The following is a 19,069-nucleotide window of genomic DNA, read 5'->3' as shown; positions in this document are numbered from 1 at the left end:
GCCTACTGCGAACCGCTCATCACGGGGGCGGTGGAGGCCCGAGCACCGGAACGGTGATCGGCGGCAGACCCGGGATTTCGACCACCGTCTGGCCGATCTCGGGCGGCGGACCACCTGGCATCGGGAACGGGAACTCGGGCGGCGGCGGGGCCGGCGGGATGCCGTTGCTGATCTGGATGGTGATGATCGAGCCGGGAATCGTCTGCCCGCTGGGAGCGGTCCCGACCACGGTGCCGGCGCGCGAGCTGCTGTTGACCGAGGCGGAACCGTCGGCCACCTGGAATCCGGATTCCTTGAGCCGCAGGCGCGCGGCCGTCTCATCCAGTCCGGTCACGGTCGGCACCACCGAACCCGGCCCGCCGTCGACGTAGCGCGGGTCGGTCGGCGGCAGGGCGACCGGGCCGAAGTTGTTGGCGATCGGCTTCAGCGCCGTGAACCACGTACGGGCCGGCTCGTTACCGCCGAACAGATTGCCGTCGCCGCACTGGCGCAGCGGGAACGAGCACAGCTCGCCGGGGGTGGTGGAGTCGTCATAGATGTAGTTGGCCGCGGCGTACTGGTTGGTGAAGCCCAGGAAGCCCGACGAGCGGTGCGCCTCGGTGGTGCCGGTCTTGCCCGACATGGGCAGGTCCCAGCCCACCGAACCGGCCGAACCGGAGGCGGTACCGCCGGCCTGGTCGTCCTTGCTCATGGCATTGGCCAGGGTGTTGGCCAGGCCCTCGGGCACTGCCTGATCGCACGTCTCGGTGGTCACCGACACCTCATTGCCGCGCCGGTCGAGTACCTGGGCGATCGGGTTGGGCGGGCACCAGGTCCCGCCCGAGGCCAACGTGGCCGCCACATTCGACAACTCGAGTGCGTTGACCTCGATGGGGCCCAGGGTGAACGAGCCGATGTTCTGGCGTTTGACGAAGTCGGCGAGGCTCTCGTTGCTCTCCGGGTCGTAGTCGCGGGCGGTGCCGGGCAACGCGTAGGACCGCAGCCCCAGCTTGACCGCCATGTCGACCGACCGCTGCACGCCGATCTGCGAGATGAGCTTGGCGAATGCGGTGTTCGGCGAGGTGGCCAGGGCATCGGTGACGCTCATCGAGCCTCGGTAGCCGCCGGCGTTCTTCACACACCAGGTTTCCTTCGGGCATCCCGGGGTGTCGCTACTGCCCAGCCCCTTGGCCTGAAAGAACGGAGGCACCTGCAGCTGAGTGTTGATGCCCATTCCCATGTCCATGGCCGCGGCCGTGGTGAAGATCTTGAAGATCGACCCGGCGCCGTCGCCGACGAGTGAGAACGGCTGCGGCTGCATGGTCTCGCCGGCGTCGGTGTTCAGGCCGTACGTGCGATTGCTGCCCATCGCCAGGACCGGATGAGATTCCTTACCGGGCTTGATCACGCTCATGACGCTGGCGACGCCGGGGGTGTCCGGCCGGGCGATGCTGTCGATCGCCGACTTCACCGTGCCCTGCACGTCCGGGTCCAGCGTGGTCTTGATCAGATAACCGCCCTTGGCGACCTGCTCCTTGGACAGCCCGGCGCGGGCCAGATACTCCAGCGCGTAATCGCAGAAGAACGCCCGGTCACCGGCGGCGATGCAGCCGCGCGGGAGCTCGTTGGGCTGCGGCAGGATGCCCAGCGGCTGCTGCTTGGCATCCCGCAGCGCCTCGGCTTCCTGAGGGATGTTGTCGATCATGGTGTCCAGCACCAGGTTCCGCCGAGCCAGGGCACCGTCCGGGTTGGTGTAGGGATTGAGCGCGCTGGTGGACTGCACCATGCCGGCGAGCAGGGCGGCCTGCTGCCAATTCAGCTCCGAGGCATTGACACCGAAATAGGTCTGGGCGGCGTCCTGAACGCCGAACGCGCCGCTACCGAACGAGACCAGGTTGAGATAGCGGGTCAGGATCTCGGGCTTGGTGAACGTCTTGTCCAGCGTGAGCGCCATCCGGATCTCGCGCAGTTTGCGGGCCGGAGTGGTCTCGATCGCGGCGCGGCGCTCGGCATCGGTCTGGGCGACGACGAGAAGTTGGTAGTTCTTCACGTACTGCTGCTCGATCGTCGAACCGCCGCGGGTGTCCATGTCGCCGCTCATATATCCGGTCAGGCCGGTCAGCGTGCCCTGCCAGTCCACGCCGTTGTGTTCGGCGAACCGCTTATCCTCGATCGAGACCAGGGCGAGCTTCATGGTGTTGGCGATCTGGTCGGTGGGCACCTCGAAGCGGCGCTGTGAATACAGCCAGGCGATCGTGTTGCCCTTGGCGTCGACCATCGTCGAGACCTGCGGAACCTCGCCGTCCACCAGGGCGGCCGAGCCGTTGGCCACCACATCGGAGGCCCGGTTGGACATCAGGCCGAATCCACCCACGAGGGGGAACATGAACGTGGCCACCAACACGCTGGCCAACAGGCAGCACCAGGCGAGTTTGATGATGGTGACCGCTTGGGGTGGCTGCGCGGGCGGTCGTGTCGGCTGCTCCGGCATGGGTACAGAGTAACTATCTCGCTGAGGCGGCCTTCTGGCGAGCGGGGCCACCGTCATATCCCGCTTGCCTGCAGAAACACCTCAGAGGGCCACGACTCCGGCTAGACGGCACGGCCGTCCCAAAAAAGTGGGTCGCAAACTGTTGCGTTAATACCCTCTGACCACCTAGCTTGGACACACAGTGCGATCCAGGTTACACGGGCTGGCGCAATGTGGCGTAGATCGCATAGGCGCTCTACACCGGGAGGTTCAAGGCCCGCCGTCTGGGGAGATGGCTGGAACGAAGGGATCGCTGGTGTCAGGTACACGAACTGTCGCAGACAAGATGAACGCTTCCGCCCCAGCCGCCAACCTGGTTCACCGAGGCGAGGGGGAAGCCCGGATCGCCTGGGTTTCCCAGGCGAGATGCCGCCAGGCCGATCCGGACGAGTTGTTCGTTCGCGGTGCAGCTCAGCGCAAGGCCGCGGTGATCTGCAGGCACTGCCCCGTGATCCTCGAATGCGGTGCAGATGCACTGGACAACCGCGTGGAATTCGGAGTTTGGGGCGGCATGACAGAACGTCAGCGTCGTGCCCTGCTCAAGCAGCATCCCGAAGTCATCTCCTGGTCCGAGTTCTTCGCCGCCCAGCGCAAGCACCACCGCAGCGCGGTCTAGCCTCCGTGTCCTTACGCGGGCTCACTCGGCCCGCGCGCGCCAAAATGCAGCCGACGGTAGTGTTTTCGGTTGTGGCACATGGTAATCAGCAGCAGTGAGTGAGCCTGCCAGCGTTCTTCCGTTGTCGGCGATGGTTTCTGGTGCCGCCGGCATGCTGATACCGCTGCCTGCGGCGGAAACCGGCGACGATCCGTTGTTGAGCGACGTCGCCCTGCATGAGCCCGGCACCCCGGCGGACTACAGCGGCACCATCGTGTTCGTCAGCACTCGCGTCGAGGACCGCTTCGCGCTCGGGTCGTTGCTCGATGAGGTGGGAACCGCTGCGGCCGTTGTGCTTCCACCCGACGCGACAACCGACGTGTCGATGTTGCCCAGCCACTCCACCAGACTGTTCCGGCGTTCACCATGGGTGGGCTGGAGCGAGCTGTTCCGGGTCCTGGTCCGGCTGCTCGGTGCGGGCCGCATCGTCAGCCCGGCCCCGCAGGTGGACAACTTGCAGGCTCTGGCCCGGTGGATCAGCAGCCAGACCGGCGCTCCGGTGACGATCGAGGACCTGGATTCCAGAGTCCTGGCGTATGCCGTCGTCGGGCCGGGTGTCGACCCGATCCGGAACCAGACGATCCTGGGTGGTGCGGTACCCGCCTGGCGGGTCGAGCGGCTGATGTCCACCGGATTCCTGCCCGCGGTCTGGCGATCCGATGACGTGGTCGTGCGCAATGCCGAGGATGACGACCCGGCCCGCATGGTGGTCGCGATGAAATCCGGCACCGAAACGCTCGGCACGATCTGGGCGGCGTTGGACGACGACACCGATCGCGAAGAACTACGGCAGCTGCTGCTGCAGGTGCGTCAGACCGCCGCGGCGATGATGCTGCGAGAAGTCCACCGCGACCAATACGAACGCCGACTCCAGGAGTCGGCTCTGGTCGATCTGCTATCGCGCGGGGTGGACCCCGGAGTCCCGGCGGCGTTGCTCGGGCTGCAACCGGACAGCAGACACACCGTGGTCGCGCTGGGGTCCGATACGCCCGCGTCGCGCGCCCTGATGTTCCATGTTCAGGCCCTGCGGGCCGGCGCCCGGACAGCGCGGGTCGGGGACGATCTGTTCGTCGTGCTGCCAGTGCTGGACGACGAGTCCGCCGAGGCGGATCTGGCCGACAGCCTGTCGAGGCATTTGACCCGGGTTTCGGCTGCCCACGCCGGCCCGGTCGCGGTCGGTCCCGTCGTCGACGCCATCGCCTACTTGCGGAATTCCGCAATCGTCGCCCGTCAGGTCCTCGACGCAGCCGCACTCAGCGTCGCGCAACAGCCGCGCGACCAGCGGCCTGTGCTCACCGCTGCCGACGTGCAGGACGCGCTGACCCTGGTTCGGGCGGCCGATCTGCTCGATCCGATGACCGACACGATCACCGAACCGCTGTCTGCCCTGCGCCGGCACGACACCGATCACGGCACCGCGTTCATCGACACGGTCGCGGCCGTGCTCGACCACCCGGGCAATCTGAGCGGGGCGGCCCGGGAACTGGGCATCCACGCCAATTCGCTGCGGTACCGACTGGACCGGATCCGTGTGGTCTCCGGTATCGACCTGCACTCGGCGGCAGCCCGCCTCCGCGCGTCCCTGGGGCTGCTGGTGTGGGAACGACGCGGTGAGGTCCGCGCCGCCCGCCCGCCCGTCGACATCGACAAGAATCGCGGATCCGGTTAGTGCATTTCGGAGATACCGCCATCAGGGTCTCGGGGGCTTCCTCCGAATCCGACGAAGATCCGCGCGGAATTCCTCAGCCCGCGTGGCTCTCCCCACCATGGGCTGTATTCATAGGATTTATCTGTGATTGATGCACCACTGCGTACCGGGCAACCACTGCCGGATCCGGACACGCTCCTGCACCGGCGCGGCGAAATCGTGGCCGGTGTGGTTCGGCAGGGATTCATCGGCGACCTGCACCCGATGTGCGGAGTCATCGACCTGGACACCCTCGATGAACTGATGCGGTCGCTGACCGAGGCCTACCCGTCGAGCATGCCGGCACTGCACACCATCGCGGCCAAGGCGATCACCCTGCGCCCGGTGCTCGCGCGGTTCGCCCAGGCGGGATTCGGATGCGAGGTGGCCAGCCCCGGTGAGCTCGAACTGGCGCTGGCCGCGGGCTTCCCGGCAGAACGCATCGTGTTCGACTCTCCGGCCAAGACCACGACGGAGATAGAGCGGGCGCTCGCGCTGGGGGTGTCGTTCAACATCGACAACTTCGAGGAGCTGACGCGGGTCGATCAGGCGATCGCCCGGGCGGCTGGGCATCGGTCGGTGATCGGGATGAGGCTGAATCCCCAGACCGGCGCCGGCACCATCGGCGCCATGAGCACGGCCACCACCACCTCCAAGTTCGGGATCGGGCTGGCCGACCATCGCGACGAAATCGTCGACGCCTTCGCGGACCGGCCGTGGTTGACCCAGCTGCACGTGCACAGCGGATCGCAGGGGATGAGCCTCGCGCACGCCGCCGAGGGCGTACGGCTGGTGGCCGAGCTCGCCGCCGAGATCACCGCACGGGTCGGCTTCCGGCAGATTCAGCGGATCGACATCGGCGGAGGATTGCCGGTCAACTTCGAATCCGACGACATCACACCAAGTTTCGCCGATCACCGCGCCGCGTTGGAGGCTGCGGTACCGCAGCTGTTCGACGGCACGTACGCCTTGGTGACCGAGTTCGGACGGGCGCTGACGGCCAAGGCCGGCACCATCGTCGCCCGGGTCGAGTACACGAAAGTCACCGGCGGCCGGCCGATCGCCATCACCCACGCCGGTGTGCAGGTGGCCACCCGTACGATCTTCGCGCCCGAGGCGTGGCCGTTGCGGGTCGAGATCTACGACCGGCAGGGGCGGCGCCGCGACGACGGTATGCGGGTACAGGATGTGGCCGGGCCCGCCTGCTTCTCCGGTGACATGATGGCCGTCGGCCGCGAATTGCCGTTCATTCGCGGGGGAGACCTGGTGGCTGTTCCGGATACCGGCGGCTACTACTTCTCCACTCACTTCTCGTACAACGCGCTGCCCCGACCCGCGGTCTACACCGTGGGGACCGACGCCGAGGGCGACCGACGCTGGTCGCTTGCCCGTCGGGCCCAGACGATCGAACAGATCGTCACCGAGGCCGGAGAACCGTCTCTTGTGCCGCTGCCTCTGCTCCCGTCCGCCTGACCCTCCGACTGATTGCGACCGCCCACATGCTCGAATCGACATCCCAGTCGTCCTCCACCGACGAACCCCGCTCCGGCCTGGCCAGGTCGCTGAAAACGCGACACATGACGATGATCGCGATCGGCGGTGCCATCGGAGCCGGGCTGTTCGTCGGTAGCGGTGCGGTCATCAAGACCGCCGGCCCCGCCGCGATCCTGTCCTACGTTCTGGCCGGCGCGCTGGTGTTGTGCACCCTGCGCATGCTGGGCGAGATGGTGGTCGCAAAGCCGCGGACCGGTGCGTTCGCCGACTACGCCCGGATGGGCATCGGGCCCTGGGCGGGCTTCACCCTCGGCTGGTTGTACTGGTACTACTACGTGATCATCATCGCGGTGGAAGCCGTTGCCGGGGCGAAGATCCTGTCCGTCTGGGTCGGTTTGCCGTTGTGGATCATGGCCATGCTGTTGATGGCCGTGATGACCGTGACCAACCTGATCTCGGTGCGGTGGTTCGGTGAGTTCGAGTTCTGGTTCTCCGGCATCAAGGTCGCCGCCATCGTGTCCTTCATCGTGCTGGGCTTGCTGTGGGTCCTGGGGCTGTGGCCGGGCGATACCAGCGGACTGAGCAATCTGGTGTCCCACGGCGGCTTCGCGCCCAACGGCGTCGGGGCGATCCTGGGCGCCGTGGTGGTGGTGATCTTCGCCTTCGGTGGAGCCGAAATCGTCACCATCGCAGCCGCGGAGAGCGCCGAGCCGGCGAAGTCGGTGGCCAGGGCCACCACCGGAGTCATCTGGCGGATCATCCTGTTCTACGTCGGATCGATCTTCCTCGTCGTGTGCATCCTGCCGTGGAACGACGCATCCGTGCTGTCCAGCCCGTATGTGGCCGCGCTGGACAAACTGGAGATTCCCGGTGCCGGCGCGATCATGAACTTCGTCATCCTCACCGCGGTGCTATCGGTGCTGAACTCGTCGATCTACACGTCCTCGCGCATGCTGCGGGTCCTCGCGTCACACGGCGACGCGCCGGAGTGGTTGGTGCGCACCAACTCCCGCGGCGTACCGACTCGGGCCGTACTGGCCAGCACGGTCATCGGCTGGATCTCCGTGGTGCTCGCCTACATCGCTCCCGATTCACTGTTCCTGTTCCTGGTGAACTCGTGCGGCGTGGTCGCGATCTTCATGTACATCATGATCGGCATCTCCGAACTGCGGGTACGCCGGGCCATCGAACGTGAAGACCCGTCCAAGCTGACGCTGAAGATGTGGTTCTTCCCGTATCTGACCATCGTGGTGATCGCGTGTTTCGTCCTGGTGCTGCTGGCCATGCTCTTCGACGTCGATCAGCGCGTCCAGCTGCTGGCCAGCGTGGTGAGCCTCGTCGTGGTCGTGGTGGCCTACGTCCTGCGCAAGCGGTTCGGGCGGGTGCCCGTCGACGCCGAGGTCGCCGAACTGGCATGAGCGGCTTCTTCTCCCGGGCCTCGTCCTGGCTGGCCGGCGCGGCGACCTGGTCGGCCCGCGTCACGGACCTCAACACCGGCCAGACCTTGTGGGAGCACACTCCGGACCGCGTGCTCAAGACGGCGAGTGTGGGGAAGGTCTTCCTGCTGGCCGAGGTGGCACGCCGGTTCGACGACGTGACCCTGAACCCCGGTGAAGTCGTCGCCGCCACCGCCGAGGACCAGGTGGCGGATTCCGGCATCCTTTATCTCCTGCGGCAGCAGGACCACCGGATCGATGACCTGTGCCTGCTGATCGGTGCGGTCAGCGACAACATGGCCACCAACATGCTGCTTCGCCGGCTGGGGCTCGACGAGGTGCAGCGCGCCACCCGCGACCTCGGGTTCACCGCCAGCGGGTTGCGGGACCGGGTGCGGCTGAACCGATCCCAGGATGATCCGCTCACTCTCTCAACGGGCAGCGCGGCAGAACTGTGCGACTTCGTCGGACGTCTGCACGCGGGTGACATCCACGGCGCCGCGGCGTCGGAGCGGGTGCGGCGATGGCTCGGCGTCAACACCGATCTGTCCATGGTGGCGCGGGCATTCGGCCTGGACCCACTGGCCCACACCGAGCCCGACGCCGGCTTCGAACTCTGGAACAAGACCGGGACCATCTCCGACGCGCGCATCGACATCGGATTCGTCGGGCACGCCGTGAGTGGACGCCGGGTGGCCTACGCCGTCCTGGCGAACTGGGCCTGGGGTGAGGACCATCGCGATCCGTGCTTGGCGGCGATGGGGCTGCTGGGCAGCGAGATCCGCCGATATCTGGAGGATGCCGGTCAGGCGGCCTCGGCCGCTTCTCCGGTGATCTGATCGGCGATCGCCCGCAGCGCTTCGAGATCGGATACATCGAACGGCAGCGACGGCACGCCGACGATCGCCACATGCGGGTTGGCGCCGGTGAACCGCGACAGCAGTCGGATCTCACGCTTGGCGGTGTGTGCCCGCTCGGCGTGGATGCGCAGCACTGCTGCGGTCAGCGATTCCGGATCCTGCGCCGCCAACTCGTCAGCGGCTTCCTCGGCCTTCTCAGCATGCAGATCGCACAGCGTGGGGTGGGTGCGGTTGAGGATCAGCCCGGCCAGCGGCATGTGCTCAGTCGACAGCCGATCGACGAAGAACGAAGCCTCACGCAGGGCATCAGGCTCGGCTGCCGACACCACCACGAATTGGGTGCCGCGCCGCTTGAGCAATTCGTAGGTGCGGTCGGCCTTCTCGCGGAACCCGCCGAACGTGGCATCCAGTGACTGCACGAAACCTGCCGCGTCGGAAAGCATTTGCGACCCCAGCACGGTGGACAGGGCCTTCATGGCCAGCCCGACGGCGCCGGTGACCAACCGCCCGATGCCGCGTCCCGGCGCCAGCAGCATCCGCCACAGCCGGCTGTCCATGAAGCTGCCCAACCGCTTCGGCGCGTCGAGGAAGTCCAGGGCGTTGCGCGACGGCGGGGTGTCCACCACCACCAGATCCCACTTGTCCTCGGCCAGCAACTGGCCGAGTTTCTCCATCGCCATGTACTCCTGCGTGCCCGCCAGCGACGTCGCCACGGTTTGGTAGAACTGGTTCTCCAGAATGCTGTCGGCGCGGTCCGACCCGGAGTACTGCACCACCATCTCGTCGAAGGTGCGGCGCATGTCCAGCATCATCGCGTGCAGTTCACCGGTGACCTCGGGAGCCAGCGGGACCCGCTGCGGGGTGTTGCCGAGATCCTTGATGCCCAGCGCCTGGGCCAGCCGCTTGGCCGGATCGATGGTGAGCACCACGACGGTGCGGCCGTATTCGGCAGCCCGTAGCGCCATCGCGGCCGCGGTGGTGGTTTTGCCGACTCCGCCTGCGCCGCAACAGACTACGACGCGGTTGGCGGTGTCGGACAGGATGGCGTGCATGTCAAGGGTGGGCGGTTTCGTGCTCACTATCGGACCCCCTGCTGTTCGAGTGCTTCGGCGAGTTCATACAGGCTGCCCAGGTCGACACCGTCGGCCAGCGCCGGCAGCTCGAGGCGGGGTACATCGATGGCGTCGAGTAGTTCGGCACTCTCGGCGCGGGCCGCGATCCGGGTGGCATGCTGGATCGACTCGGTGAGCAGGCCGGCGAAGTCGTTGTCCGCCAAGGTGATTCCAGCCTTTTTCAGGTCGGCGCGGACGGCATCGGCGTCGATGTCGCCCTCGGCGGCCTTGGCCAGATCCTCGGCGGGTAGGTAGGCCGGGATGTTGCGGTTGACGATGACGCTCCCGATCGGCAGGCCCATCTCGGTGAGCTCGTCGATCGCCTCCAGCGTCTCCTGGATCGGAAGTGCCTCCAGCAGCGTCACCAGGTGAATGGCGGTCTGCTCGGAGTGCAGCAGCTTGACCACGCCATCGGCCTGGGAGTGCACCGGGCCGCCCTTGGCCAGGTCGGAGACCGCCTTGGTGACATCCAGGAACCGCGAAATACGGCCGGTGGGAGGAGAATCCACCACCACAGCGTCATAGACGCCGCGCTTGCCCTTGGCGTCCTTGGCGGTCCGTGTCACGATCTCTTTGATCTTGCCGGTGAGCAGCACGTCGCGCAGACCCGGCGCGATGGTGGTGGCGAACTCGATGGCCCCGATGCGGCGCATCGCCCGGCCGGCCAGCCCGAGGTTGTAGAACATGTCGAGGTATTCCAGAAACGCGGCCTCGATGTCGATCGCGAGTGCGTTGACCTGACCGCCGCCGTCGGCCGTGGCGACCTTGACCTCCTCGTACGGCAGCGGCGGCACGTCGAACAGCTGCGCGATGCCCTGGCGCCCCTCGACCTCGACCAGCAGCACCTTGCGGCCGCCGGCCGCCAAGGCCAGGGCCAGGGCGGCAGCGACGGTGGACTTGCCGGTGCCGCCCTTACCCGATACGAAATGCAGCCGGGCCTTGGTCAGCCGCGACGGCCAGCCGACGTGTTTGGCGCCGCTCTCAGTGGTTGCCACCAGTGCATGCTAACCAAGCCTGAGCGTCCGACCGATAAGCTCAGCCCATGAGCGAACCAACCCGGTGGGAGTACGCCACGGTGCCGTTGTTGACCCATGCCACCAAACAGATTCTCGACCAGTGGGGACATGACGGCTGGGAGCTGGTCTCGGTGCTGCCCGGCCCGACCGGCGAACAGCATGTCGCCTACCTGAAGCGGCCGAAGTGACCGTGAGCGGACGGCTGGCCGAACTCGGGATCGAACTGCCCGACGTGGTCGCGCCGCTGGCCGCCTACGTGCCCGCGGTCCGGACCGGCAACCTGGTCTACACCGCTGGTCAACTGCCGATCCAGGGCGGCGAGCTGCAGGCCACCGGCAAGGTCGGCGCCGAGGTCAGCCCCGAGCAGGGCGCGGAGCTCGCCCGGATCTGCGGACTCAACGCGCTGGCCGCGGTGCACGCGTTGGTGGGCATCGACTCCGTCGTCAGGATCGTCAAAGTGACCGGGTTCGTCGCCTCCGCGCCCGGGTTCAGCGGGCAGCCTGGTGTCATCAACGGCGCCTCGGAGTTGTTCGGTGAGATCTTCGGTGAGGCAGGCGCTCACGCGCGTTCAGCCGTTGGCGTGTCGGAACTGCCGCGCAACGCGCCGGTCGAAGTCGAGATCATCGTCGAAACCGTGTGAGTGCCAGCGTGACCGAACACCCGGCCTACGGGCTGCTGAGGCCCGTGACCGGATCGGCCTCGGTCCTGCTGTGTGACAACCCTGGGCTCATGACCCTGGAGGGCACCAACACGTGGGTGCTGCGCGGCCCTGGTAGCGACGAGATGGTCGTGGTGGACCCCGGTCCCGACGATGAGGCGCACATCGCCCGCATCGCCGAACTGGGCACCGTCGCGCTGGTGTTGATCAGTCACAAGCACGAGGACCACACCGGCGGAATCGACAAGCTCGTTGAGTTGACTGGCGCCACCGTCCGATCAGTCGGCAGCGGTTTCCTGCGTGGCCTGGGGGGTCCGTTGACCGACGGCGAGGTGATCGACGCCGCGGGCTTGCGGATCAAGGTGATGGCCACCCCGGGGCACACCGTGGATTCACTGTCGTTCGTGCTCGACGACGCCGTGTTGACTGCGGACACCGTGCTGGGCCGCGGCACCACCGTCATCGACACCGAGGACGGCAGCCTGCGCGACTATCTGGAATCCCTGCACCGGCTGCAAGGTCTCGGCGCCCGCACGGTGCTTCCCGGGCACGGACCGGACCTTCCCGATCTTCAGGCGGTGACCGCGATGTACCTGGCCCACCGCGAGGAGCGGTTGGACCAGGTACGGGCAGCGCTGAGAGAACTCGGGGACGACGCCGGGGCACGACAGGTCGTCGAGCACGTCTACACCGACGTCGACCAAAAACTCTGGGATGCCGCAGAGAAGAGCGTCCAAGCTCAACTTGATTACCTGCGGAGCTGAGTAAACGCCGAAACGGTATTCCGGCAGCCGATTGCTCGAACGAATGCTGCCGGAATACCGTTTCGCGGAAAAACTAGCGGGCGCACTACCGTGCGCGCCGCGCCAACCTTTCAGAGTCGCTGATCAGCACGCTCTTGCCCTCCAGCCGGATCCAGCCGCGGTGGGCGAAATCGGCCAGTGCCTTGTTGACGGTCTCGCGGGACGCGCCGACGAGCTGGGCGATCTCTTCCTGCGTCAGGTCGTGCGTGACGCGCAGCGCCCCGCCCTCCTGGGTTCCGAACCGCTGGGCCAGCTGCAGCAGCTGCTTGGCCACCCGGCCGGGAACGTCGGTGAAGATCAGATCGGCCAGGTTGTTGTTGGTGCGACGCAGACGGCGTGCGAGCACGCGCAGCAGCTGCTCCGCGATCTCGGGACGGTCGGCGATCCACGCGCGCAGCGCGTCACGGTCCATCGACACGGCGCGCACCTCGGTGATGGTGGTGGCGCTCGAGGTACGGGGCCCCGGGTCGAAGATCGACAGCTCGCCGAACATGTCCGACGGACCCATGATGGTCAGCAGGTTCTCGCGACCGTCCGGTGACCGGCGGCCGATCTTCACCTTGCCGGAAATGATGATGTACAGGCGGTCGCCGGGCTCGCCCTCGGCGAAGACTGTATGCCCGCGCGGGAAGTCGACGGGCTGCAACTGCTTCGTCAGCGCCGACACGGCGGTCGGTTCGACGCCCTGGAAGATTCCGGCCCTGGCCAGGATCTCGTCCACGTTGCCCCTTAAGCTATTGGGTGTGTTGTCCTCTTACTGATACTTCCTGCTCAGTCTAGAGGTACGCGGTTTCGCGACTAGCCCACGCTACACACGATTGACAGGTCGAGACGCAGGAAACCCGGTTTTGATGGCCTGCGGCTCGTAGTACCGCGTCGGCAAACGCTCACTATCGAGGTCGATGATCACCGGCTTGACCCGTGGTATCACGGCCGCCGCCGGGCCCGGTTTTCGGTCCAACCCCGATTCGAGTCGCTCGAGCCCGAACGCCGCCAGCATGAGCAACCCCGGGATGAGCGCTACCAGCAACCACGACACAAGGCAGTAGTTAACACGGCGCAGGTCTCAGCGGGGTCACGAATCATCACCGGTCCGCGCCACGGTATGTCCGTCGAGGTCAGTACGCTGACTGTCGTGACTGCGGCTGCCGCCCCAACAGGGAAAACGCGCCGGTCCAAGAAGTGGGACACCGAAACCCACCTGGGCCTGGTGCGTCGGGCTCGACGGATGAATCGTGAACTGGCCCGAGCATTTCCGCATGTCTACTGCGAGCTGGACTTCACCAACCCGCTGGAGTTGGCGGTGGCGACCATCCTGTCGGCGCAGAGCACTGACAAACGGGTGAACCTGACCACCCCGGCCCTGTTCAAGAAGTACCGCACGGCGCTGGACTACGCGCAGGCCGATCGCACCGAGATGGAGGAGCTGATCCGGCCGACCGGTTTCTACCGGAACAAGGCCAACTCGCTGATCCGGCTCGGCCAGGAGCTCGTGGCCCGGTTCGACGGCCAGGTGCCCGACAACATCGAAGACCTGGTGACTCTGCCGGGGGTGGGGCGCAAGACGGCCAACGTCATCCTGGGTAATGCCTTCGACATCCCCGGGATCACCGTCGACACGCACTTCGGGCGGCTGGTGCGGCGCTGGCGCTGGACGACCGAGGAGGATCCGGTCAAGGTCGAGTTCGCGATCGGTGAGCTCATCGAACGCAAGGAATGGACCCTGCTGAGCCACCGGGTGATCTTCCACGGGCGCCGGGTCTGCCACGCCCGCAAGCCCGCGTGCGGGGTGTGTGTGCTGGCCAAGGACTGCCCGTCGTTCGGGCTCGGGCCCACGGATCCGGAGACCGCCGCGGCCCTGGTCAAGGGTCCCGAGACCGAGCATCTGCTGGCGCTGGCCGGGCTGTGAACCCAGATGAGTAGATCGGCCCGCTGGACCGTGGTGGTCCTGGTGGTCTTGGTGGCGCTGGGTACCGCGCTCTGGATGGAATTGCGCGACGAGCCGGCACCGCAGGCCGGGGCGGGGCAGTCCACCTCCCGTGATCACCGCGACGCCGATACCCCCGAGGCCCTCGCCGGGCCCCGGGCCCGCGCGGATCTGCCGCCGTGCCCGGGCCCCGGGACCGGAGAGGGGCCGGAAGCCTTGCGCGGCATCACCCTGGACTGCGCAGGTGACGGGAAGTCCGTCGACGTGGCGTCCGCGCTCGCGGGCCGGACCGTGGTGCTCAACCTGTGGGCCTACTGGTGCGGGCCGTGCGCCGACGAGTTGCCGGCGATGGCCGAATACCAACGCCGGGTCGGTGACGATGTGCTGGTGGTGACCGTGCACCAGGATGAGAACGAGACCGCGGCGCTGGTGCGGCTGGCCGAACTCGGAGTGCGGCTGCCGACGCTGCAGGACGGCCGGCGGCTGGTCGCGGCCGCGCTCAAGGTGCCCAACGTCATGCCTGCGACGGTGGTACTGCGCGCAGACGGTAGCGTGGCCGGGACCCTGCCCCGCTCGTTCGTCAGCGCCGACGAGATCGCGGCGGCGGTCGACGAGAAGATCCGCTCTAGCCGATAGGAGCACCCGGGGTGAGATCGACGCGCGACGGGCTGTTCCCGGATGCCGCCCCGGCATGGCTCAAGCCGCTGGTCGACAACCTCGACCGGGTGCCCGACGCCTATCGCCGGCGGGTGCCCCCGGACGTACTGGCCGGCATCGTCGAAGCCAACAACCAAGCCGCCCAGGCCGGCGCTCTGCGCGACGCCGCGGTGCTGGTGCTGTTCTCGGGCCCGCCCGAGGGTGCACCCCCACTCCTTCCCGAGGGCGCCGACCTGCTGGTGACGGTCCGCGCCTCGACACTGCGCCACCACGCCGGCCAGGCCGCGTTCCCCGGCGGCGCCACCGATCCCGGCGACCAGGGCCCCGTCGGCACGGCTTTCCGCGAAGCGTGGGAGGAGACCGGCATCGACACCAGCCGGCTGTACCCACTGGCCACTCTGGAGAAGATGTTCATCCCGCCGTCAGGGTTCCACGTGGTCCCGGTGCTGGCGTATTCACCCGACCCGGGCCCGGTGGCCGTCGTCGACGAATCCGAGACCGCCGTCGTGGCACGGGTTCCGGTGCGGGCCTTCATCAATCCGGAGAACCGGATCATGGTGTGCCGGGAAGCCAGCACCAGTCGGTTCGCCGGGCCGGCCTTTCTCCTCAACGAGATGCTGGTGTGGGGTTTCACTGGCCAGGTCATCTCGGCGATCCTCGACGTCGCGGGCTGGGCCAAGCCCTGGAACACCGAGGACGTCCGCGGACTCGATGACGCAATGGCCCTCGTCGGGCATGACAACGGTTACGGTGAAGCCCCATGTTGAAGTGGATATAGATGACACCCTCGGTCTGGCTCGATTTCGCAATCCTCGGCATCGGCTTCGTCGCAGCCATCTCAGGCTGGCGCTCCGGCGCGCTCGGTTCCCTGCTGTCGTTCATCGGTGTGGTGCTGGGTGCGGTGGCAGGCGTGCTGTTGGCGCCGCACGTGATCCCGCACGTCAGCGGTGACCGCACCAAGCTGTTCGCGACGCTGTTCCTGATCCTCGCGCTTGTGGTGATCGGTGAGATCGCCGGTGTGGTGCTTGGCCGTGCCGTGCGCGGCACCATCCGCAACCGCCTGTTCCGGGCGTTGGACTCGGTGGTCGGAGTCAGCCTGATGCTGGTCGCGGTCCTGGTCGCGTCGTGGCTGCTCGGTAGCCTGCTGACCTCCTCCGATCAGCCCAATCTGGCTGCGGCAGTGAAGAATTCGCGGGTGCTGACCGAGGTCGACAAGGTGGCGCCGGACTGGATGCGCTCCGTCCCGAACCGGTTGTCGGCGCTGCTGGACACCTCCGGGCTGCCCGATGTGCTCGAACCGTTCGGCCGCACCCCGATCGTCAACGTCGACGCCCCCGACGCCTCGCTGGCGACCGATCCCATCGTGACGACGAGCCGGCCCAGCGTGGTCAAGATCCGCGGTATCGCACCGAGCTGCCAGAAGGTGTTGGAGGGCAGCGGGTTCGTGGTCGCGCCCAATCGCGTGATGTCCAATGCCCACGTGGTGGCCGGCGCCGACAGCGTGACCATCGAGGCCGACGGCAAGACCTACGACGCGGGCGTGGTGTCGTACGACCCCAACGCCGACATCTCGATCCTCGATGTCCCGAATCTGCCGATCACACCGCTGCAGTTCGCCGAACAACCGGCCCCGAAGGGCACCGACGCGGTGGTGATGGGTTACCCGGGCGGCGGTGACTTCCTGGCCACCCCGGCCCGCGTGCGCGAGATCATCGAGCTCAACGGACCCGACATCTACCGGAGCACCACCGTCACCCGCGAGGTCTACACGGTCAGGGGCACAGTGCGGCAAGGCAATTCCGGCGGCCCGATGATCAACCGGGCCGGCAAGGTGCTCGGCGTGGTGTTCGGTGCGGCAGTCGACGACGCCGACACCGGGTTCGTGCTGACCGCCAAGGAAGTCGAGCGTCAGCTGGCCAAGGTCGGCAACACCCAGCGGGTGGCAACCGGGACGTGCATCAACTCCTGATCACTTGGCGTGCAGCTGGGCCAGGAAGCGGCCCAGCTGCTCGTTGACCGCCTCGGGCTGTTCCTCATGGCCGAAATGCCCTGCATCCGTGATCGATACGTAGCGGCCGTGCGGCGCATAACGTTGGGTCCGGTGCACCGGGTCGGTGAGGACATACGGGTCGGCGTCGCCGCGCATGTGCAACACCGGCACGTTGATCGGGCGTTTCATCGAGCGCATGAACCGCAGACCCTCGCCGCGCAGTTGGCTGCGAACCGCCCACCGCTGATATTCCAGTGCGCAGTGCGCGGCTCCCGGAATCTGGATGGCCTGGCGCAGATGGCCCATGGTGTCGGAGAAGTCTTGGCTGGTCTGCCATTTGGCCCCGGCCCGGCCGCGGATGAGGCGCTCCAACTCGGCGCCGTCGTGCCGGGTCAGCGCGTGTTCGGGCCACCCGGGCAGTTGGTAGCGCAGCATCGACGGCAACAGGGCCCGGCCCTGGTCCCGGCGGGTCAGTGTGGACGCCCGCAGAGCCACCGGGTGCGGTGAGCTGACGAGGGCGATCGCGTTGACCACGCGGGGGTGCAGCACAGCCGTCGCCCAGCACACCAGGCCACCGTCGGCATGACCGACCAGCGTCGCGGTCTTGTGTCCCAGCGCCCGGACCAGTCCGGCGGTGTCCCCGGCCAGGGTCCAGCCGTCGTAACCGCGCGGTGGTTTGTCGCTGTCGCCGTAGCCGCGCAGGTCGACCGCCACGACCCGGGCTCCGGTCAGTCCGGTGAGTTGGTGACGCCACGACCACCAGAACGAGCCGAACCCGTGCAGAAGGATGACCAGTGGACGGTCGGGCTGCGAGCTATCGTCTTCGCCCTCCACGACATGGAAGCGAATGCCGTTGGCGTGCACCTGCAGATGCCGCCATGGCCCCTCGATCCTGGTGATCGACGGGTCGGGTGGGGGCATTACCAGCCCGACGGGTCGGTGGCCGACTTGTTCTGGACGGCCGGCAGGGCGCCCTTGTCGTGGCCGGGCGTCAGTGCCTCGCGTGTCTCCTTGACCGATTCGATGGTCTGCTGGGGACCCTTGATCCGTCGCACCTTCAGGAAGCCGAACACCGCCAGCGCCCCGGTGGTCAGCACCATGAGGCCGAACACGATCAGGAAGGCAACCCAGCGCCAGAGCCAGGTGTCGAGCAGCTCGGCCAGGAAGAAGAAGAAAAAGAAGGTCGAGTAGAACAGGACGACCAGCGCGGCGATGAAGAACACGCTGCCGGTCAGGCCCTTCTTCACATCACGGGTGATCTCGGCCTTGGCCAGCTCCACCTCGGCGCGCAGCAGGGTGGAGACCTGCGCGGTGGCGTCTTTGACCAGGTCGCCGATCGAGGGGTCCGGCTTGGGGGCATGCGGGTCGACGAGCGGAATCGAGGTCACCGTCGTCGGAACGCCGTCCCTGCGGTCGCCTGTGCTCATGGCGTTCATGTTGCCATGCGGCGAACCCGTTAACGATCCCGGCCGACATCCGCGTCTTAGTAGACTGACCTCATTCTTGACTTGCGCGGGTCGGGCGCGTCGATCGGAGGACTCTTGACGAGCAGACACCGCTGGCAGTGGCTCATTGGTGCATCCGTCATCGGCATCGTGGCGATGCTGACCCCTGCCCCGGCGCGTGCTGATCCGCCGGTGGTGCTGGGCGGCGGCTCGGGCATCGTGGTCAACGGCGATGCGTTCTGCACGCTCACCACGATCGGGCACGACAGTGCCGGCCGGCTCATCGGTTTCACTTCGGCGCACTGCGGCGGACCGGGTGCCACGGTGTCGGCTGAAGGCGCCGACAGCGCGGGGGTGCTGGGCACGATGGTGGCCGGTAACGACGGCCTCGATTACGCGGTCATCCAGTTCGACCCGGCGAAGGTGACCCCGACCAACAACGTCAACGGGTTTCAGATCGACGGCCTGGGGCCGGATCCGGCGTTCGGTGAGATCGCGTGCAAGCTCGGGCGCACCACGGGATATTCGTGTGGCGTGACATGGGGTCCGGGCAAGGACCCGGGCACCATCGTCAACCAGGTGTGCGGGCAGCCCGGTGACTCGGGTGCGCCGGTGACCGTCAACAACCGGCTGGTCGGCATGATTCACGGCGCCTACTCCGAGGAACTGCCGACCTGCGTGGTGAAGTTCGTGCCGCTGCACACGCCGGCCGTGACGATGTCGTTCAACACGCAGCTGGCGGACATCACCGCCAAGAACCGACCGGGAACGGGATTCGTCCCGACTTCCTAGCGCCAGCAGACGCAAAACTGCCCCTTTT

General features: G+C 67.1%; 19 protein-coding genes and 1 pseudogene. 13 read left to right on the top strand and 7 right to left on the bottom strand.

The genetic code is table 11. The features are described 5' to 3' along the window. Window positions 1–19: 19 nt before the first annotated feature. Window positions 20–2,470, bottom strand: a complete 2,451-nt coding sequence (gene ponA2, locus EYZ64_RS29075; RefSeq protein WP_167858018.1) for a transglycosylase/D,D-transpeptidase PonA2 — start codon at window positions 2,468–2,470, stop codon at window positions 20–22. Window positions 2,471–2,795: 325 nt separating this feature from the next. Here ponA2 and EYZ64_RS29065 point away from each other — a divergent pair, with 325 nt between their 5' ends. The 5 genes from EYZ64_RS29065 (at window position 2,796) to EYZ64_RS29045 (ending at window position 8,620) form a co-directional block, all read left to right on the top strand. Then, the gene (locus EYZ64_RS29065; protein WP_090430830.1) at window positions 2,796–3,125 is read left to right on the top strand and encodes a WhiB family transcriptional regulator; all 330 of its coding nucleotides are present in this window, start codon (window positions 2,796–2,798) and stop codon (window positions 3,123–3,125) included. Between the two features lie 94 nt (window positions 3,126–3,219). Continuing rightward, complete coding sequence (locus EYZ64_RS29060) at window positions 3,220–4,833, top strand: PucR family transcriptional regulator (protein ID WP_135459117.1); 1,614 nt, start codon at window positions 3,220–3,222, stop codon at window positions 4,831–4,833. 123 nt (window positions 4,834–4,956) lie between these two features. After that, window positions 4,957–6,324, top strand: a complete 1,368-nt coding sequence (locus EYZ64_RS29055; RefSeq protein WP_135459115.1) for a type III PLP-dependent enzyme domain-containing protein — start codon at window positions 4,957–4,959, stop codon at window positions 6,322–6,324. Between the two features lie 26 nt (window positions 6,325–6,350). Beyond that, window positions 6,351–7,763 carry an amino acid permease gene (locus tag EYZ64_RS29050; RefSeq protein ID WP_135459114.1) on the top strand — a complete coding sequence of 471 codons (1,413 nt, stop codon included), beginning with the start codon at window positions 6,351–6,353 and terminating at the stop codon, window positions 7,761–7,763. Beyond that, the gene (locus tag EYZ64_RS29045; RefSeq protein ID WP_135459112.1) at window positions 7,760–8,620 is read left to right on the top strand and encodes a serine hydrolase; all 861 of its coding nucleotides are present in this window, start codon (window positions 7,760–7,762) and stop codon (window positions 8,618–8,620) included. The genes EYZ64_RS29050 and EYZ64_RS29045 overlap by 4 nt, the downstream gene beginning before the upstream one ends. Here the strand turns inward: EYZ64_RS29045 and bagB are convergent. Both bagB and bagA read right to left on the bottom strand, forming a co-directional pair. After that, window positions 8,587–9,720 carry an ATPase BagB gene (gene bagB, locus EYZ64_RS29040; protein WP_135459110.1) on the bottom strand — a complete coding sequence of 378 codons (1,134 nt, stop codon included), beginning with the start codon at window positions 9,718–9,720 and terminating at the stop codon, window positions 8,587–8,589. The two genes, EYZ64_RS29045 and bagB, sit on opposite strands and share 34 nt — an antisense overlap. Continuing rightward, on the bottom strand, window positions 9,720–10,751 hold the full coding sequence (gene bagA / locus EYZ64_RS29035) for an ATPase BagA (RefSeq protein WP_167858202.1): 1,032 nt from the start codon (window positions 10,749–10,751) through the stop codon (window positions 9,720–9,722). The genes bagB and bagA overlap by 1 nt, the downstream gene beginning before the upstream one ends. A gap of 44 nt (window positions 10,752–10,795) precedes the next feature. On the opposite strand from bagA, the gene sp36 reads away from it, so the two are divergent. The 3 genes from sp36 to EYZ64_RS29020 are packed head-to-tail and all read left to right on the top strand — an operon-like array spanning window position 10,796 to window position 12,191. Beyond that, complete coding sequence (sp36, locus tag EYZ64_RS29030; RefSeq protein WP_018603531.1) at window positions 10,796–10,957, top strand: Sp36 family protein; 162 nt, start codon at window positions 10,796–10,798, stop codon at window positions 10,955–10,957. Next, window positions 10,954–11,409: a RidA family protein gene (locus EYZ64_RS29025; protein WP_135459106.1), complete on the top strand. Its 456-nt coding sequence runs from the start codon at window positions 10,954–10,956 to the stop codon at window positions 11,407–11,409. The genes sp36 and EYZ64_RS29025 overlap by 4 nt, the downstream gene beginning before the upstream one ends. Next, window positions 11,406–12,191, top strand: coding sequence for an MBL fold metallo-hydrolase (locus EYZ64_RS29020; RefSeq protein ID WP_502702994.1), 786 nt, complete (start codon window positions 11,406–11,408; stop codon window positions 12,189–12,191). The genes EYZ64_RS29025 and EYZ64_RS29020 overlap by 4 nt, the downstream gene beginning before the upstream one ends. Before the next feature lie 85 nt (window positions 12,192–12,276). Here the strand turns inward: EYZ64_RS29020 and crp are convergent, their stop codons facing one another. Continuing rightward, entirely contained in the window at window positions 12,277–12,951 is a 675-nt protein-coding gene (gene crp / locus EYZ64_RS29015) for a cAMP-activated global transcriptional regulator CRP (RefSeq protein WP_003883807.1), read from the bottom strand. Window positions 12,952–13,181: 230 nt separating this feature from the next. Beyond that, window positions 13,182–13,269 (bottom strand): annotated as a pseudogene (locus EYZ64_RS32815) (hypothetical protein); the annotation flags it as partial. Window positions 13,270–13,458: 189 nt separating this feature from the next. Between EYZ64_RS32815 and nth the strand changes: the two are divergent. The 4 genes from nth to marP are packed head-to-tail and all read left to right on the top strand — an operon-like array spanning window position 13,459 to window position 16,783. Beyond that, window positions 13,459–14,139 (top strand): endonuclease III, encoded by a 681-nt coding sequence (nth, locus tag EYZ64_RS29005; protein ID WP_167858201.1) that lies wholly within the window; start codon window positions 13,459–13,461, stop codon window positions 14,137–14,139. Between the two features lie 6 nt (window positions 14,140–14,145). Further along, a complete protein-coding gene (locus EYZ64_RS29000; RefSeq protein ID WP_135459097.1) occupies window positions 14,146–14,793 on the top strand; it encodes a TlpA family protein disulfide reductase in 648 nt (215 codons plus the stop codon). An 11-nt stretch (window positions 14,794–14,804) separates the two neighbouring features. After that, window positions 14,805–15,581 (top strand): NUDIX hydrolase, encoded by a 777-nt coding sequence (locus tag EYZ64_RS28995; protein WP_135459095.1) that lies wholly within the window; start codon window positions 14,805–14,807, stop codon window positions 15,579–15,581. Window positions 15,582–15,592: 11 nt separating this feature from the next. After that, window positions 15,593–16,783 (top strand): acid resistance serine protease MarP, encoded by a 1,191-nt coding sequence (gene marP, locus EYZ64_RS28990; RefSeq protein ID WP_135459093.1) that lies wholly within the window; start codon window positions 15,593–15,595, stop codon window positions 16,781–16,783. On the opposite strand, the gene EYZ64_RS28985 is transcribed toward marP, so the two are convergent. Further along, a complete protein-coding gene (locus EYZ64_RS28985; RefSeq protein WP_135459091.1) occupies window positions 16,784–17,725 on the bottom strand; it encodes an alpha/beta fold hydrolase in 942 nt (313 codons plus the stop codon). Beyond that, on the bottom strand, window positions 17,725–18,231 hold the full coding sequence (locus EYZ64_RS28980; RefSeq protein ID WP_135459089.1) for a phage holin family protein: 507 nt from the start codon (window positions 18,229–18,231) through the stop codon (window positions 17,725–17,727). The genes EYZ64_RS28985 and EYZ64_RS28980 overlap by 1 nt, the downstream gene beginning before the upstream one ends. A 174-nt stretch (window positions 18,232–18,405) precedes the next feature. Between EYZ64_RS28980 and EYZ64_RS28975 the strand changes: the two genes are divergently transcribed. Beyond that, a complete protein-coding gene (locus EYZ64_RS28975; protein WP_135460313.1) occupies window positions 18,406–19,041 on the top strand; it encodes a S1 family peptidase in 636 nt (211 codons plus the stop codon). Window positions 19,042–19,069 lie beyond the last annotated feature (28 nt).

Origin of the sequence: Mycobacterium sp. DL99 (genome assembly GCF_004762045.1) — a bacterium.
Classification (GTDB): domain Bacteria; phylum Actinomycetota; class Actinomycetes; order Mycobacteriales; family Mycobacteriaceae; genus Mycobacterium.
This window is presented reverse-complemented; position numbering and strand designations above follow the sequence as displayed.